General features: G+C 65.8%; 9 protein-coding genes. 4 read left to right on the top strand and 5 right to left on the bottom strand.

What is annotated here, in order from left to right:
* The first annotated feature begins 9 nt into the window (after positions 1-9).
* Positions 10-207 carry a hypothetical protein gene (locus ABIE08_RS14825; RefSeq protein WP_354552208.1) on the top strand — a complete coding sequence of 66 codons (198 nt, stop codon included), beginning with the start codon at positions 10-12 and terminating at the stop codon, positions 205-207.
* Here the strand turns inward: ABIE08_RS14825 and urtE are convergent.
* From urtE to urtA, 5 genes are all read right to left on the bottom strand, one after another.
* Complete coding sequence (gene urtE, locus ABIE08_RS14820) at positions 197-892, bottom strand: urea ABC transporter ATP-binding subunit UrtE (protein ID WP_266330876.1); 696 nt, start codon at positions 890-892, stop codon at positions 197-199. The genes ABIE08_RS14825 and urtE overlap by 11 nt on opposite strands.
* Positions 893-1,052: 160 nt before the next feature.
* Positions 1,053-1,835 carry an urea ABC transporter ATP-binding protein UrtD gene (urtD, locus tag ABIE08_RS14815; protein ID WP_354552207.1) on the bottom strand — a complete coding sequence of 261 codons (783 nt, stop codon included), beginning with the start codon at positions 1,833-1,835 and terminating at the stop codon, positions 1,053-1,055.
* Between the two features lie 5 nt (positions 1,836-1,840).
* Positions 1,841-2,998: an urea ABC transporter permease subunit UrtC gene (gene urtC / locus ABIE08_RS14810; RefSeq protein ID WP_436409556.1), complete on the bottom strand. Its 1,158-nt coding sequence runs from the start codon at positions 2,996-2,998 to the stop codon at positions 1,841-1,843.
* 172 nt (positions 2,999-3,170) lie between these two features.
* Entirely contained in the window at positions 3,171-4,787 is a 1,617-nt protein-coding gene (urtB, locus tag ABIE08_RS14805; RefSeq protein WP_354552799.1) for an urea ABC transporter permease subunit UrtB, read from the bottom strand.
* A 181-nt stretch (positions 4,788-4,968) separates the two neighbouring features.
* Positions 4,969-6,222 (bottom strand): urea ABC transporter substrate-binding protein, encoded by a 1,254-nt coding sequence (urtA, locus tag ABIE08_RS14800; protein WP_354552798.1) that lies wholly within the window; start codon positions 6,220-6,222, stop codon positions 4,969-4,971.
* 550 nt (positions 6,223-6,772) lie between these two features.
* Between urtA and ABIE08_RS14795 the strand changes: the two genes are divergently transcribed.
* The 3 genes from ABIE08_RS14795 (at position 6,773) to ABIE08_RS14785 (ending at position 16,752) form a co-directional block, all read left to right on the top strand.
* On the top strand, positions 6,773-10,132 hold the full coding sequence (locus tag ABIE08_RS14795; RefSeq protein ID WP_354552205.1) for a hybrid sensor histidine kinase/response regulator: 3,360 nt from the start codon (positions 6,773-6,775) through the stop codon (positions 10,130-10,132).
* Positions 10,125-11,048: a response regulator transcription factor gene (locus tag ABIE08_RS14790; protein WP_354552203.1), complete on the top strand. Its 924-nt coding sequence runs from the start codon at positions 10,125-10,127 to the stop codon at positions 11,046-11,048. Before ABIE08_RS14795 ends, ABIE08_RS14790 begins: the two co-directional genes overlap by 8 nt.
* Before the next feature lie 169 nt (positions 11,049-11,217).
* Positions 11,218-16,752, top strand: coding sequence for an alpha-2-macroglobulin family protein (locus tag ABIE08_RS14785; protein ID WP_354552202.1), 5,535 nt, complete (start codon positions 11,218-11,220; stop codon positions 16,750-16,752).

The following is a 16,752-nucleotide window of genomic DNA, read 5'->3' as shown; positions in this document are numbered from 1 at the left end:
AGAACCGTCATGGACGTTTCCACCGCCTGCTTCCCACGGGAGGCTTCACTCAACGAATTGCTGCGTGACCCCATCATCGGGTTGATGATGGCCAGCGACGGCGTTCACTCCGACGACATCCGCAAGCTCTATCGCAAGATGGAGCGCAAGGTCGAGACCCGGCGCAGCCGCGACCTCGAGGCCATGGAGCGTTGCTTCATACGGTAAGATGGGCGCGGACAATCTCCGAGCCCATTTCGGATTGCGGTCCCGAGACAACGATCTCCCCGCGGTCCATCACGGCAAAATCATCGGCAAGCTCATGCGCGAAATCAAAATATTGTTCCACCAGCAGGATGGCCATCGTGCCTTGCTGGCGGAGCCATGTGATGGCGCGGCCGATATCCTTGATGATCGACGGCTGGATGCCTTCCGTCGGCTCATCGAGGACGAGCAGACGCGGTCGCATCACAAGCGCCCGGCCGATGGCCAATTGCTGCTGCTGACCGCCTGACAAATCGCCGCCACGACGGCGAAGCATGTCTTTCAGCACCGGAAACAGATCGAATACATAATCGGGAATGTTGCGATCGCGACGCGCGAGCGGTGCGTAGCCCGTTTCCAGATTTTCCTTCACCGACAGGAGCGGAAAGATTTCCCGCCCCTGCGGCACATAGGCGATGCCGGCCTTGGCCCGCTCATGCGGCGCCATGCGGCCGAGCGGCTTGCCCTCCCAGAGGATCTCGCCGCCGGCAATCGGCTTCTGCCCGACAATAGCGCGCAGCAGGCTGGTCTTGCCGACCCCGTTGCGGCCCATCAGGCACGTCACCTTGCCGGTTTCGGCAGAGAGCGAGACGTGGCGTAGCGCCTGAGCGGCGCCGTAAAACAGATCGACGTTCTTCGCTTCGAGCATGATCAGCTCTTCTCTTCCGGCAAGGTTGTCGGTTCTACACGTCCCGCGAGGGTCAGGCTCCAGGCAGCGGAGCGGCGCAGCCTCGGCTCACGCACCCGCTTTTTCGCCGGCTTCGCAGTTTCCGCGGTTTCGATATTGCTTAAGGGCTCGGCGACCATCTCTATCGTCCCAGATATACTTCGATGACCTTCGGATCGGCCGAGACGACGTCGAGCGAGCCTTCCGAGAGCACCGAGCCCTCGTGCAGCACCGTGACCTTGACGCCGAGGTCGCGGACGAAGGTCATGTCGTGCTCGACCACCACGACGGATTTCGTCTTGGCGATTTCCTTGAGCAGGATCGCGGTCTCCGCAGTTTCGGCGTCGGTCATGCCGGCGGCGGGTTCATCCACCAGCAGCAGCTTCGGCTCCTGCGCCAGCAGCATGCCGATCTCCAGCCACTGCTTCTGGCCATGCGAGAGATTGGCAGCGAGCCAGTCTCGCTTGTCGGTCAGGCGGATGGTCTCGAGGATTTCTTCCACTCGCGCGATCTCGGCCTTCGAGGTGCGATGGAAGAGGGTTGCGAACGGTTTGCGAACACCGGCCAGTGCCAGATCGATATTGTCCCAGACCGTGTGGCTCTCGAAGACGGTCGGCTTCTGGAACTTTCTTCCGATGCCGAGCGAGGCGATCGAGGCCTCGTCCATGCGGGTCAGGTCGGTATCTCCGGCGAAATAGACGTCGCCCGAGTCCGGCTTGGTCTTGCCGGTGATCACATCCATCATCGTGGTCTTGCCGGCGCCGTTCGGGCCGATGATCGCCCGCATCTCGCCCGGCTCGATCACCAGCGACAAGCCGCGCAGGGCCTTGAAGCCGTCGAAGGAAACGCTGACGCCATCGAGATAGAGCAGGGAATCCCTCGCTTTTGCATGGGCGACGCGGGTCGGTTCGTTGGTGACGGTCATGACGTTCACTCCGCTGCCTGGCCGGCAGGAACACCCGGCGCCACGACATCCTCGATCGGCTTTTCGACCGGCTTCCTCGTTCCCTTCGTCATCAGCGAACCGACGACGCCCTTGGGCAGGAACAGCGTCACCAGCACGAACAGGCCGCCGAGCACGAACAGCCAGTATTCGGCCAGCATGCCGCTGGTGAACCAGGTCTTGCCGAAATTGACTAGCAGCGCGCCGACGATCGGGCCGATCAGTGTGCCGCGGCCGCCGACCGCCACCCAGATCACCGCCTCGATCGAGTTGGCCGGGGCGAACTCGCCGGGATTGATGATGCCGATCTGCGGCACGTAGAGCGCGCCGGCGACGCCGGCCATCATGGCCGAGAGCGTCCAGACCACGAGCTTGTAGCCCTCGACCCGGTAGCCGATGAAGCGGGTGCGGCTCTCGGCGTCGCGGACGGCGACCAGAACCTTGCCGAACTTGGAGGCGATCACCGCGCGGCAGATCCAGAAGCCGAGCGCCAGGGCAGCCGCCGAGGCGAAGAACAGGGCGCCGCGCGTCGCATCCGCCTGGATGTCGAAGCCCAGAATGTCCTTGAAGTCTGTTAACCCGTTGTTACCCCCGAAGCCCATGTCGTTGCGGAAAAAGGCGAGCAGCAACGCATAGGTCATCGCCTGGGTGATGATCGACAGATAGACGCCGGTGACGCGACTCCGGAAGGCGAACCAGCCGAACACGAAGGCCAGCAGGCCGGGCGCCTGCAGGACGATGAGGGCGGCGAACCAGAAGTGGTCGAAGCCGTACCAGAACCAGGGCAGTTCCTTCCAGTTCAGGAACACCATGAAGTCCGGCAGGATCGGATTTCCATAGGTGCCGCGATCGCCGATCTGGCGCATCAGATACATGCCCATGCCATAGCCGCCGAGCGCGAAGAAGGCGCCGTGGCCGAGCGAGAGGATGCCGCAGAAGCCCCAGACCAGGTCGACCGACAGCGCCAGCAGCGCATAGGTCAGGTACTTGCCGAGCAAGGTCAGGACATAGGTCGGGACATGGAACGGGCTTGACGGGTCGGTGGCGAGGTTCAGCACCGGCAGCAGGATGCCGATGCCGAGGATGACCAGCAGGACGATCGAGGTGCGGCGGTCGAGGGCGCGCAGGATGAAGGCGGTGATCATGACTGGAGCCCTTTCTTCACCTCTCCCTGAGGGAGAGGTCGGCTCGCAGAGCCGGGTGAGGGTTTAGGGAAACAACCGGTGAGGCCGTAAACCCTCACCCGCCGGCCTTTGGCCGTCGACCTCTCCCTCAGGGAGAGGTGCAAACTATCTGCCGTTGCCACCATCCGGCCGATCATGCCTCCACCGCCCGGCCCTTGAGCGCGAACAGGCCGCGCGGGCGCTTCTGGATGAACAGGATGATGAAGACGAGCACCAGGATCTTGCCGAGCACGGCGCCGGCATAGGGCTCGAGGAACTTGTTGGCGATGCCGAGCGTGAAGGCGCCGACCAGCGTGCCCCAGAGATTGCCGACCCCGCCGAACACCACGACCATGAAGCTGTCGATGATGTAGCCCTGGCCGAGATTGGGGCTGACATTGTCGATCTGGCTCAGCGCCACGCCGGCAATGCCGGCAATGCCCGAGCCGAGGCCGAAGGTCAGCGCATCGACCCAGGGCGTACGGATGCCCATGGAAGAAGCCATCGGCCGGTTCTGCGTCACGGCGCGGGTCTGCAGGCCGAAGGCGGTGCGCTTCAGCACGAGCATCAGCGCGGCGAAGACGACCAGCGAGAAGACGACGATCCACATGCGATTGTAGGTGATGGTCAGATTGCCGAGCTCGAACGCGCCCGACATCCAGGACGGATTGCCGACCTCGCGGTTGTTGGGGCCGAACCAGGTGCGCACCGCCTGCTGCAGGATCAGCGATACGCCCCAGGTGGCGAGCAGGGTTTCCAGCGGCCGGCCGTAGAGATAGCGGATCACCATGCGCTCGATCAGCACGCCGACCAGGCCGGCGACTAGGAAGGCGAGCGGCAGCGCGATCGCCAGCGACCAATCGAACAGCCAGGGCACGTTGTTGCGGATCAACTCCTGCACGACGAAGGTGGTGTAGGCGCCGAGCATGACCATCTCACCATGCGCCATGTTGATGACGCCCATGACGCCGAAGGTGATGGCAAGCCCGATGGCGGCGAGCAACAGCACCGAGCCGAGCGAGACGCCGTAGAGGATGTTCTGCGCGCCGTCCCAGAGCTTCAGCGTGCCGCGGATCGAGGAAAGCGCATTGGCGGCGGCGGTCTTGACCGCGCCATCGGCCGAGGACGCCTCGATCGCCGTCAGCTGTCCCAGCACATCGCGGCCCCCCTTGGTCTGCAGCACGGTGATGGCGGCGATCTTGTCGGCGTCGGGCTGGTCGGATTTGAGGACGGCGGCGGCCCGGGCCAGCTGCAGCGTCGCGGCGATGCCGGGGTCGGTTTCCTTTGTGATCGCCTGGTCGAGCAGCGGGATCTGCGCCGGGTCGCCATTGCGGAACATGTCGGCGGCGGCGGAGCGGCGCTTGGCGATATCGGGGCTCATCAGCGTCAGCGAGCCGAGCGCCGTGGTCACCGTTTCGCGCACGGCATTGTTGACCTTGATCTTGTCGATTTCGCCGGAGGTGGCGGTGCCGGCATCGGCGCCGGTCGCTGGATCGGTCAGCTTGAAGCCGCCCTCGGCCTTGGTGGCGGCGAAGACGGCGCGATCGGACTTGCGCACATAGAGATCGCCGGCGGAGAGCGATTGCAGCACCGGCGCCACGGCCGGGTCACCGGTCGCGGCGAGCGCGCCCACGGCTTCCCGGATGGCGGCATAGCCGGACTTTCCGAGCCCATCCACCAGCGGCTTCAGATCGTCGGCATGGGCCCCGGGAATGGCGGCGAGCAAGACGAGAGCCAGGGTGGCGAGAAGGGTCTTGAAGCGGGAGATCATGTCGACCACGGGATTGTCCTCAGGCTAGAAGCCTCGGGGTGTCAGGATATGGTGCGTGGTTCGAGACGCCCGCCCGGCGGGCAACTCAGATCGTCGAGACCGGGCGACCATGGCCCGTGAACTCGGCAGTACGGGAGGCGGACATGCCGCCTCCCGTCTGGCTCAGGCGGATAGCAAGGTGTCAGGAACCCTTGCCGCCGCACTTGCCGGTGGCGACATTGAAGTTGCCGCAGGACATCGGCGCGCGCCAATCGGAGATCAGATCCTTGGAGTCCGGCAGGTAGTCGGACCATTCGTCACCGACGACCAGGCCCGGGGTCTGCCACACGACGTCCAGCTGGCCATCGTCCTGGATCTCGCCGATATAGACCGGCTTGGTGATGTGGTGGTTCGGCATGATGGTCGAGAAGCCACCGGTCAGGTTCGGCACCGAGACGCCGATCAGGGCGTCGATGACGCTGTCCGGAGACGTCGTGCCAGCCTTTTCGACGGCCTTCACCCAGGCGTTGAAGCCGATGACGGTCGCTTCCATCGGGTCATTGGTGGTGCGCTTGTCGTTGCCGATGAAGGCGCGCCACTTCTTGATGAACTCGGCGTTCTCCGGCGTGTCGATCGACTGGAAGTAGTTCCAGGCGGCGAGATGGCCGACCAGCGGCTTGGTGTCGATGCCGGCGAGTTCTTCTTCACCGACCGAGAAGGCCACGACCGGAATGTCGGTCGCCTTGACGCCCTGGTTGCCCAGTTCCTTGTAGAACGGCACGTTCGCATCGCCGTTGACGGTCGAGACGACGGCGGTCTTCTTGCCGGCCGAGCCGAACTTCTTGATGGCGGAGACTTCGGTCTGCCAGTCGGAGAAGCCGAACGGCGTGTAATTGACCATGATGTCTTCGGCGGCGACGCCCTTCGACAGCAGGTAGGCTTCGAGGATCTTGTTGGTGGTGCGCGGATAGACGTAGTCGGTGCCTTCGAGCACCCAGCGCTTCACCGAGCCGCCATCTTCGCTCATCAGGTAATCGACGGCGGGAATGGCCTGCTGGTTCGGAGCGGCGCCCGTGTAGAACACGTTGCGCTCGGATTCCTCGCCCTCGTACTGGACGGGGTAGAACAGGATCGAGTCGAGTTCCTTGAACACCGGCAGGACCGACTTGCGGGAAACCGAGGTCCAGCAGCCGAACACGACCGAGACGCCGTTCTGGCTGATCAGCTCGCGCGCCTTCTCGGCGAAGAGCGGCCAGTTCGAAGCCGGATCGACGACGACCGCCTCGAGCTTCTTGCCGAGGACGCCACCCTTCTTGTTCTGCTCGTCGATGAGGAACAGGACGGTGTCCTTCAGCGTGGTTTCGGAGATCGCCATCGTTCCCGACAGCGAATGGAGGACGCCGACCTTGATGGTCTCCTCCGCAGCGATGGCGCCCGTTGCACCGGCGCCAATCATGGCGGCCGTTGCGATCGCGCCGAATGTACGGCTCAGATAGCTCATCGGTCTCAATTCCCCCTGTTCGGCCCTTTTCCCGGCTTTTGCGGCCGGGCGGAGCGGTTGGCTTGCGACAATCGCGAGACGAGACCTGGCGTTCTGGAAGGCGATGCCGGCTCGTTCGTGAGGGGAACTGTCCGATAGTTTTCGCGGTGCAGCATATACGTCGATTGACGTATGTGGATCACGACTGCCGGAGCGGGACGCGAGATGGGATTGAAGCAAGCCCCTCACCCCAGCCCTCTCCCGCTCACGGGAGAGGGGGCCGGCCGCGTCGGTTGTTAGGACTGACCAGACTTGTGTAGACCAGCCGGGAAATCACTCCAGTGGGGACAAGCGCGGCAGAACTCCCTCGCCCGCTTGCGGGAGAGGGCTGGGGTGAGGGTCTTTCTTCCGCCGCCCCGCACCAATCCGTCGCGTCCAATGGCCGTCAAAAGCCCTTGCGCCACCGCCCCCGATCCCGCATCATCGCTCAAATCCTAGGCAGGCTCAGAAGATAAGCAGACGCGCGATGACGGGACGACAGCGGATCCTACCCGTCCGCCGGGACTATAATCGCTGGGTCGCCAATCAGACGCTGGAAGACTACGCGCTCCGCTTCACCGCCAAGAGCGCGCGACGCTGGACCACGCCGCGCGTCGCCCAGACCGCCATCGGCGCGATTTCCTTCCTCGCCCTGGAAGCGATCGGCGGCGCCATCACCCTGTCGCATGGCACGATCAACGCCATCGCCGCGACGCTGGTGGTCGGCGTCGTGCTGTTCCTGACCGGCCTGCCGATCGCCCGCTACGCCTCGCGCTACGGCGTCGACATCGACCTGCTGACCCGCGGCGCCGGCTTCGGCTATATCGGCTCGACCGTTACCTCGCTGATCTACGCCACCTTCACCTTCATCCTGTTCGCGATCGAAGCCTCGATCATGACGACGGCGCTGGAGATCGCCTTCGGCATCCCGACCTGGCTCGGCTACATATTGAGCGCCGCGGCCGTCATTCCTCTGGTGACGCATGGCATCACCTGGATCAGCCGCTTCCAGATCTTCACCCAGCCGCTCTGGATCTTCCTCAACCTCCTGCCGGTCGGCTTCATCCTCTGGCAGGATTCCGGCTCGGTCGCGAACTGGTTCGCCTTCGAGGGGCTGGCGCCTGCCAATGGCCATCACGGCCTCGATATCGTGGCGCTGGGGGCGGCCAGCTCCGTCATTCTCGGGCTGATGCCGCAGATCGGGGAGCAGGTCGACATCCTGCGCTTCCTGCCGGCCGCAGGCCTCGAAGGGCGGCGCGGCCGCATCGCGACGCTGCTGGCCGGTGCCGGCTGGATCATCGTCGGCGCGCCAAAGCTACTGTTCGGCTCGTTCCTGGCCGTGCTGGCGCTGCGCCATGGCGTGCCGGTCGAGCACGCGGCCGAACCGGCGCGGATGTATGTCGTCGCCTTCGGCTATGTGCTGCCCTGGACGGACGCGGCGCTGTTCCTGACCGCCGCCTTCGTCGTCGTGTCGCAGCTGAAGATCAATGTGATGAACGCCTATGCCGGCTCGCTGGCCTGGTCGAACTTCTTCTCGCGCCTGACGCACAGCCATCCCGGCCGCGTCGTCTGGCTCGTCTTCAACGTGGCGATTGCGCTGCTGCTGATGGAACTCGGCATTTATCGCGCGCTGGAGCAGACCTTGGGGCTGTTTTCGGTCGTCGCCGTCGCCTGGCTCGGCACCATCGTCGCCGACCTCGCCATCAACAAGCCGCTCGGCCTGTCGCCGCCCGGCATCGAGTTCAAGCGCGCGCATCTCTACGACATCAACCCGGTCGGCGTCGGCGCGATGGCGATCGCGACCCTGCTCGGGCTGATCTCGGCCGTCGGCCTGTTTGGCGAGGTCGCCAAGGCCTTTGCGCCCTTCATCGCGCTCGGCGTCGCCCTGGTCACGGCCCCCGCCATCGCCTGGGCAACGGGTGGGAAATACTACCTCGCCCGCAAGCCGCGCGCCCACTGGCATCTGCTGAAGGAGATCCAGTGCACCGTCTGCGAGCACCATTTCGAACCGGAGGACAGCGCCTATTGTCCGGCCTATTCCGGCCCGATCTGCTCGCTCTGCTGCTCGCTGGACGCACGCTGCCATGATCTGTGCAAGCCGCATGCGCGACTGCAAAGCCAGGTGAGCGAGGCGGTTTCAGCCGTCCTGCCGGCAGGCATCGCCGCGCGGGTCAGCCCGCGCATCGTGCAATATGCGGGGATCCTGACCCTGTTCATGGCGGTGATCAGCCTTGTTCTGCTGCTGATCCATGTCCAGGCGACCGCCTATGGCGGCCTGCATGGCGACATCATTGCCCAGACGCTCTGGGCCGCCTTCTTCATCCTGCTGATCGTCTCCGGCATCGCCGCCTGGTTCCTGGTGCTGGCGAATGAAAGCCGGCATGTGGCGCAGGAGGAATCGGCCCGCCAGACGACGCTGCTGCTGCGCGAGATCGAGGCGCACCGGAAGACCGACGCCGAATTGCAGCGCGCCAAGGAAGTGGCGGAATCGGCCAACCAGGCCAAGAGCCGCTATCTGGTCGGCCTCAGCCACGAATTGCGCACGCCGCTCAACGCCGTGTTCGGCTATGCGCAGATCCTCGAGCGCGACGAGACGATTCCCCCGGCGCGGCAGGGCAATATCAGCGTCATCCGCCGCAGCGCCGAGCATCTCTCGGGCCTGATCGACGGACTGCTGGAGATCTCGCGCATCGAGGCCGGCCGGCTGCGCCTGCAGCGCGACGAGATCCGATTGACCGACTTCCTCGACCAGGTCGTCGACATGTTCCGCTTCCAGGCCGAGGCCAAGGGTCTCGCCTTCCGCTTCGAGCGGCCGGACAATTTGCCGGAAGTGGTGGCGACCGACGAGAAGCGGCTGCGCCAGATCCTGGTCAACCTGCTCTCCAACGCGATCAAGTTCACCGAGACCGGCCATGTCGCGCTCAAGATCGGCTATCGCAGCCAGGTCGCGACGCTTCGGGTCGAGGATACCGGCCCCGGCATTCCCGCCGCCGATATCGAGCGCATCTTCGAACCATTCGAGCGCGGCGCCAGCTCGCAGTCGCTCGCCGTGCCCGGCACCGGGCTGGGGCTGACCATCACCAAGATGCTGGCACAGCTGATGGGCGGCGACATTGCGCTCCGGCAGACGGAGGGCGGCGGCAGCACCTTCGAGGTCCGGCTGATGCTGGCGGCGATCGACCGCCCGGCGCCGCCCGCCCCGCAGGCAAGCCGCGTCTTCGGCTATCAGGGCGCCCGGCGCACCATCCTGGTCGCCGATGACGACCCCGACCATCGCGAGCTGGTGCGCCAGATCCTGGAGCCGATCGGCTTCATCGTGCTGCCGGTGCCGGACGGCCCCGCCTGCCTGGCGCTGACGGCGGATATCCGGCCCGATTTGTTCCTGCTCGACATTTCCATGCCGGGCATGACCGGCTGGGAACTGGCGCGGCGGCTGCGCGAAAACGGCCATGTCGCGCCGATCGTCATGCTGTCGGCGAGCCTCGGCGAGATGCAGCCGGAGCCGGCCGAGGACGCGGCGCACGACGCGGCGCTGCCAAAACCGTTCGACATGCGGCAATTGCTCGATCGCATCCAGGCGTTGCTGTCGCTCGACTGGCTCGACGAGCCGCCCGCGCCACCGAAGATCGAGGCGCCGGCGCCGCTGGTCAGCCCCGGCGCCGACCATGTGCGGGAACTTCTCGATCTGGGCCAGATCGGCTATGTCCGGGGCATCGAGGCGAAGCTGGACGAGCTGGCGGCCGAGACCGACAACCAGCCGCTGGTCGCGGCGCTGCGTACGCATCTGCGCAATTTCGATTTCGACCTGTATCAGACGACGCTCGAGGGGGTGGGCGAGCATGAATGAGACGGCGCATGCCCGCGACATCGTCCTCGTCGTCGACGATTCACCCGAGACGCTGAGCTTCCTCACCGAGGCGCTGGAACGCTCGGGCGCCACCGTGCTGGTCGCCACATCGGGCATGCGCGCGCTGGCGCTGGTCGAGCGGATCACGCCCGACGTGGTGCTGATGGATGCCGTCATGCCGGGCATGGACGGTTTCGAGACCTGCCGCCGCCTCAAGGCCAATGCGGCGCTGGCGCATGTGCCGATCCTGTTCATGACCGGACTTTCAGAAACCGAGCACATCCTCGAAGGGCTGGAGGCTGGCGGCGTCGACTATGTAACCAAGCCGATCGTGCTCGACGTGCTGCTCGCGCGCATCCGTGTCCATCTCGCCAATGCCCGCACGGCGCAGAGTGCCCGCATGGCGCTCGATACCGCCGGGCGCTATTTGCTCGCCGCCAACCGCGAGGGCGAAATCCGCTGGTGCACGCCGCAGGCGGTGAAGCTGCTGGAAGCGACGCTGCCGAACCGCGACGGCACCATACACCTGCCCGAAAGCGTCAAGATCTGGCTGCGCATCTCGGCCGGCCAGCGCGGCGGCCTCGCACCACCCGGCCCGATCACCGTCGAAGGCGGCAGGCAGTTGCAGCTCGCCTTTGTCGGCAAGACCGGCGAGGACGAGTTCCTGTTCCGCCTGTCGAGCGATGACGACCAGGGCCAGGAAGCGCTGCTGCGCAAGCAGTTCACCGTCACCCAGCGCGAGGCGGAAGTACTGCTGTGGATCGCGCGCGGAAAATCCAACCGCGACATCGCCGAGATCCTCGGCTTGTCGCCGCGCACGGTGAACAAGCACCTGGAACAGGTCTACCAGAAGCTCGGAGTCGAAAACCGCGCCTCCGCCGCCATCACCGCGCTGACGGCGCTCGGCGAGGGATGAGCCGTGCTCGCAGCTCCTGTGACCAGCATCACAAACGCGCCAGACGAGAATTATTCCCATTCAATTCTATATACTTAGCTGCACAACCAACTTCATGCCGCAGCTTTACCTGAAGCCTTCCGACGCCTAGACTGCGCGCCTTGGTAAGGACGGCCTCCGGGAGAGAGACATGCGCGCTATGGGCGGAATTCGCGGTGCGAGCCGAATGCTGGGGCTCGCTTTCGGCCTGGCGCTTTCCCTGGGCGGGCTGGCCGCCCCGGCGCAGGCGCAGGATGGCGAGGCGCGCCGCGTCATCATCAGCCGCGACGCCGACTATCCCGGTTTCGACCTGCAGACGATCAAGGATATCGACCAGAAGGCCTGCGCCACGGCCTGCGTCGACGACCAGTCCTGCAAGGCCTTCACCTACAATACCAAGGCGAAGTGGTGCTTCCTGAAGAGCGATTTCGGCAGCCTCGCCGTCGCGCCGGGCGCCACGGCCGGCCGCATCGTCGTCGCCAAGGCGATCGACAAGACCACCCAGGAAAAGCGCATCGAGGAACTGACCTTCCTCGGCCCCTCCCCTTTCGAGGCGGCCAAGGCGCAGCTCAACACGCTGGCGCGCGACTACCCCTCGCATGGCGTTGGCTATGACACGATCCGCCAAGGCGCCGACCGGGCGCGGGCGAACGGCAACACGACGGAGCTGGAACGCGATCTCGGCGCGATGCTGGCGATCGCCCCCGACGACGCCGGCATCTGGCGCGAATTCGCGCTCGGCCTGCTGAAGCGCAATCCGGACGACTATTCGCAGCGCCAGGAAGTCCTGGCGGCCGCCACCTCCGCCGCCATCAACGCCTATCTGCGCGCCGACGGCGCCGGCGACCAGGCGCTGTCTCTCGCTTTGCTCGCCCATTCGCTCGAACGGCGCGAGATGTGGAAGCAGGCGATCAAGGCCTATCGCCTCAGCCTCGAATACAAGCAGGACCCGCAGTTCCGCGCCGCCTATGACAAGCTGATCGCCGAACGGGGCTTCCGCATCGTCTCCAACACGGTCGATGCCGACGCCGCCTCGCCGCGCATGTGCGTCGTCTTCTCCGATCCGCTGCCCGTCGCCGACACCACGCTGTCCGATTATGTGATCGTCGAGGGCGGCAAGGGCCTGGCGGTCGAACCGCAGGACAGCCAGATCTGCGTCGACGGGTTGAAGCACGGCCAGCGCTATACCCTGCGCTTCCGCGCCGGCCTGCCCTCCGCCGATGGCGAGAAGCTGGCGCAGACGGCTTCCGTCTCCAGCTATATCCGCGACCGTGCTCCCTGGGTCGGCTTCGCCGGCAACGCCTATGTGCTGCCCGCCGGCCAGGGTGCGTCTATCCCTATCGACAGCATCAACACCGACCTGATCGACGCCGAGGTCTACCGCATCGGCGATCGCTCGATCGCTATCGCCGTGCGCGACGGCAATTTCCTGCGCCAGCTCGACAGCTATTCGGCCAGCCAGATCGCCAACACGTCGGGCACCTCCGTCTGGAAGGGCCAGATCGAGGTCGGCGCCAAGAAGCTGAACGAGAACATCACCACGGCGATCCCGATCGGCGACGCGGTCAAGACCATCGAACCCGGCGTCTACGTCATCACCGCCAAGGCGGCGACCAAGGGCTCCAGCGACGGCGGCTATGATTCCTCGCTCGCCACGCAATGGTTCATCGTTTCCGATCTCGGCCTGTCGGCGCTTTCCGGCAATGACGGCGTCCATGCCGTGATCCGCTCGCTCAACACGGCGCAGGCGCTGGCCGGCGTGAAGGTCAAGCTCGTCGCCACCAATGACGAAGTACTGGGCGAAGCGACCACCAATGCCGACGGCTATGTGCATTTCGAGCCGGGTCTGGCGCGCGGCACGGGCGGCATGGCGCCGCAATTGCTCGTCGCCCAGACGGCGGCCGGCGACTACGCCTTCCTCGACATGAAGAAGACGGCCTTCGACCTGACCGATCGCGGAGTCGATGGACGCCCGGCGCCGGGCCCGCTCGACACGTTCTTCACCTCCGAACGCGGCATCTATCGCCCCGGCGAGACGGTGCATCTGACCGCGCTGCTGCGCGACGCGCAGGCCAAGGCCGTCAACGGCCTGCCGCTGACGCTGGTGGTCGATCGTCCCGATGGCGTCGAATTCCTGCGCACCAAGCTCACCGAAGAGGGCCAGGGCGGCTACAGCCATGACGTCGCCATTCCCGACGACGCCCAGCGCGGCGCCTGGCGCTTCCAGCTCTATGCCGATCCCGATGGAGCGGCGCTGACCGAAATCTCGGCCCTGGTCGACGATTTCGAGCCCGAGCGGATCGCCTTCGAACTGAAGACAACGGCCGAACGGCTCACCTCCGGCGGCACCTTCCCGATCCAGCTGACCGCCAAATATCTCTATGGCGCCAAGGCGATCGGCCTCGGTGTCGACGGCGACATCATCGCGACGCCGACCAGCACCAGCGCCGACTATCCGGGCTTCTCCTTCGGCCTCGCCGACGATCCCGTCGAAAGCGTCCGCGATTCGCTCGGCGCCAGCGCCGTCACGGACGATGCGGGCGAGGCCAGCTTCGACGCCACCGTGCCGACGCTGCCCGAGACGACCAAGCTGTTCAACGCCGAGATCGTCGTTCGCGTCACCGACACCAATGGCCGCGCCGTCGAGCGCCGGCTGTCGCTGCCGGCCGACGGCACCAAGCCGCATATCGGCATCAAGCCGAATTTCGACGGCAGCGTCTCGGAAGGGGCGGCGGCCGGCTTCGAGCTGATCGCGATCGGCCCGGACGGCAAGCGCATCGACGCCAAGGGCGCGACCTGGCAGATCGAGAAGCTCGACACGAACTACCAGTGGTATCGCCGCGACGGCGCTTGGAAGTATGAGGCGATCACCACGGCGACCCGCGTCGCCAATGGCACCGTCGACCTCGACGCTTCGAAGCCCGCCACCATCGAGGGCAAGGTCGACTGGGGCCGCTTCCGCCTGACGGTGGCGCTCGCCGGCGAGGCACCGACCTCCTCGAGCTATAATTTCGACGCCGGCTGGTATGTCGACGCCTCGGCCGCTTCCGAGACGCCGGACATGCTGACCGTCTCGCTCGACCAGAAGAACTACAAGCCCGGCGACACGGCCAAGCTGCGGCTTGATCCGCGCTTCCCCGGCATCGCCCAGATCATGGTGATCGACGACCGCGTCATCGACATGAAGACGGTGGAAGTGCCGGAAGGCGGCACCACGGTCGACCTGCCGGTTACCGCCAATTGGGGTCCGGGCGCCTATGTGACCGCCACCCTGTTCCGGCCGATGGACGTCCAGGCCAAGCGCATGCCGACACGTGCGCTCGGCCTCGCCTGGGTGCCGGTCGATCCGGCCGATCGCCGGATCGACGTCCAGCTCGACACCGAGGACCAGATCCGCCCGCGCGGTCCCCTCACCATCCCCGTCACGCTCGCCAATCTGAAGAAGGGCGAGGAGGCCTATGTCACGGTCGCGGCCGTCGATATCGGCATTCTCAACCTGACCCAGTTCAAGACGCCAGACCCGGATGGCTGGTATTTCAGCCAGCGCCGGCTCGGCATGGAGATCCGCGATCTCTACGGGCTGCTGATCGACCGCATGCAGGGTGTTCCCGGCCGTCTCCGCTCCGGCGGTGATGGCGGCGCGCCCGGCCTGAAGTCGGTGCCGCCGACCGAAAAGCTGATCGCCTATTATTCCGGCGTGGTGAAGGTCGACGAGAACGGCAAGGCGACGATCACCTTCGACGTGCCAGACTTCAACGGCTCGGTCCGCGTCATGGCGATGGCCTGGTCGAAGGAGGGCATCGGCCATGCCGAGAAGGAAGTCATCATCCGCGATCCGGTCGTGGTGATGGCCAGCCTGCCGCGCTTCATGACGCCGGACGACCAGAGCCGCATCCTGGTCGAGATCAACAATGTCGAAGGTCCGGCCGGTGATTACCAGCTCACCGTCGATGCCCCCGGCGTGGCGATCGATCCCGGCGATGCCGACAAGCAGGTCCGGCTGGAAAAGGCCGGCCGCATGACGGTCGCGCTGCCGATCAAGGCGGTCGACATCGGCGACCACCAGATCACCGTCAGCCTGGCGAGCCCCGAGAACGGCCAGACCTTCGACCGCAGCTACATGCTGGGCATCCGCCCGGCCGGCCAGCCGGTTTCGCGACGCTCGCTGATCTCGCTCGCGCCCGGCAACAAGCTGACCGTCGACGAATACGCCTTTGCGGAATTCGTCCCGGGAACGACCAGCGCGACGCTCGCCATCGGCGGCTCGGCCAAGCTCGACGTGGCGGCGATCCTCGCCTCGCTCGACCGCTACCCCTATGGCTGCACCGAGCAGATCACGTCCAAGGCGATGCCGCTGCTCTACCTCAACCAGGTGGCGGCGACGATCGGCATCGCGCAGGACAGCGAACTGCGCAAGCGCCTGCAGGATTCGATCGGCAAGGTGCTGGACAACCAGTCCTCGGCCGGCTCGTTCGGCCTCTGGGGACCGGGTTATGAGGATCTCTGGCTCGACGCCTATGTCACGGACTTCCTGACCCGCGCCAAGGCGGCCGGCTATCTCGTGCCCGAGGTCGCGTTCAACAACGCGCTCGACAACCTCTCCAACAAGGTCGGCTACGCCCAGGACTTCGACAAGGGCGGCGAGGCGATCGCCTATTCGCTCTATGTGCTGGCGCGCAACGGCAAGGCGGCGATTGGCGACCTGCGCTATTACGCCGAATCCAAGCTGAACAACTTCGCCACGCCGCTGGCGCAGGCGCAGATCGGCGCGGCCCTCGCCCTCTATGGCGACAAGGCCCGTTCGGGCTCGGTGCTCAAGGTGGCGATCGACAACCTGCAGCGCCATTACGGCCCGATGCTGGCCGGGCGCGAGGATTACGGCTCTACCCTGCGCGACCAGGCGGCGGTGCTGACGCTGGTCGCCGAGAGCGGCGACAAGCGCTTCGACGTCAAGACCCTGGTCGACGACGTCGCCACCACCCGCGACAACCGCCGCTACATCTCGACCCAGGAGCAGGGCTGGATGCTGATGGCGGCGGCCGCGATGATGTCGGACCTGAGCAAGGCCTCGATCGATGTTGACGGCAACACCGCCGACGTGCCGCTCTACCGCAAGCTGCTCGGCTCCGACGTGTCGCCGCGGCCGCTGGTCGTGGAGAACACCAGCGACGTGGCGCTCGACGCGGCGCTTACGCTGACCGGCATCCCGGCGACGCCGGAACCGGCCGGCGGCGAGGGCTTCACCATCACGCGCAGCTATTTCAACACCGACGGCAGCGAGGCCGACCCGACGACGGTCGGCCAGAACGACCGGCTGGTGGTGGTGCTGCGGGTGCTGGCCGACAAGCAGCGTTTCGGACGGCTGATGGTGGTCGATCCGCTGCCGGCCGGCTTCGAGATCGAGAACCCCAACATCTCGCGCTCGGGCGATACGTCGGCCTATGAATGGCTGAAGGTCGAGACCAATGTCGCCCATACCGAGGCCCGCACCGACCGCTTCGTCGCGGCGGTGACCCGCTCGGCGGGCGATCCGCTCGAATTCTCGGTCGCCTATGGCGTGCGCGCCGTGTCGCCGGGCCAGTTCGTGCATCCGGCAGCGACGGTGGAAGACATGTACGACCCCGACCGCCAGGCCCATACCGACACCGGCTCGGTCGAGATCGTCGGACCGACGACGACGAAGTGA

Source organism: Kaistia defluvii (assembly GCF_040548815.1).
GTDB classification, from domain to species: Bacteria; Pseudomonadota; Alphaproteobacteria; order Rhizobiales; family Kaistiaceae; genus Kaistia; species Kaistia defluvii_A.
This window is presented reverse-complemented; position numbering and strand designations above follow the sequence as displayed.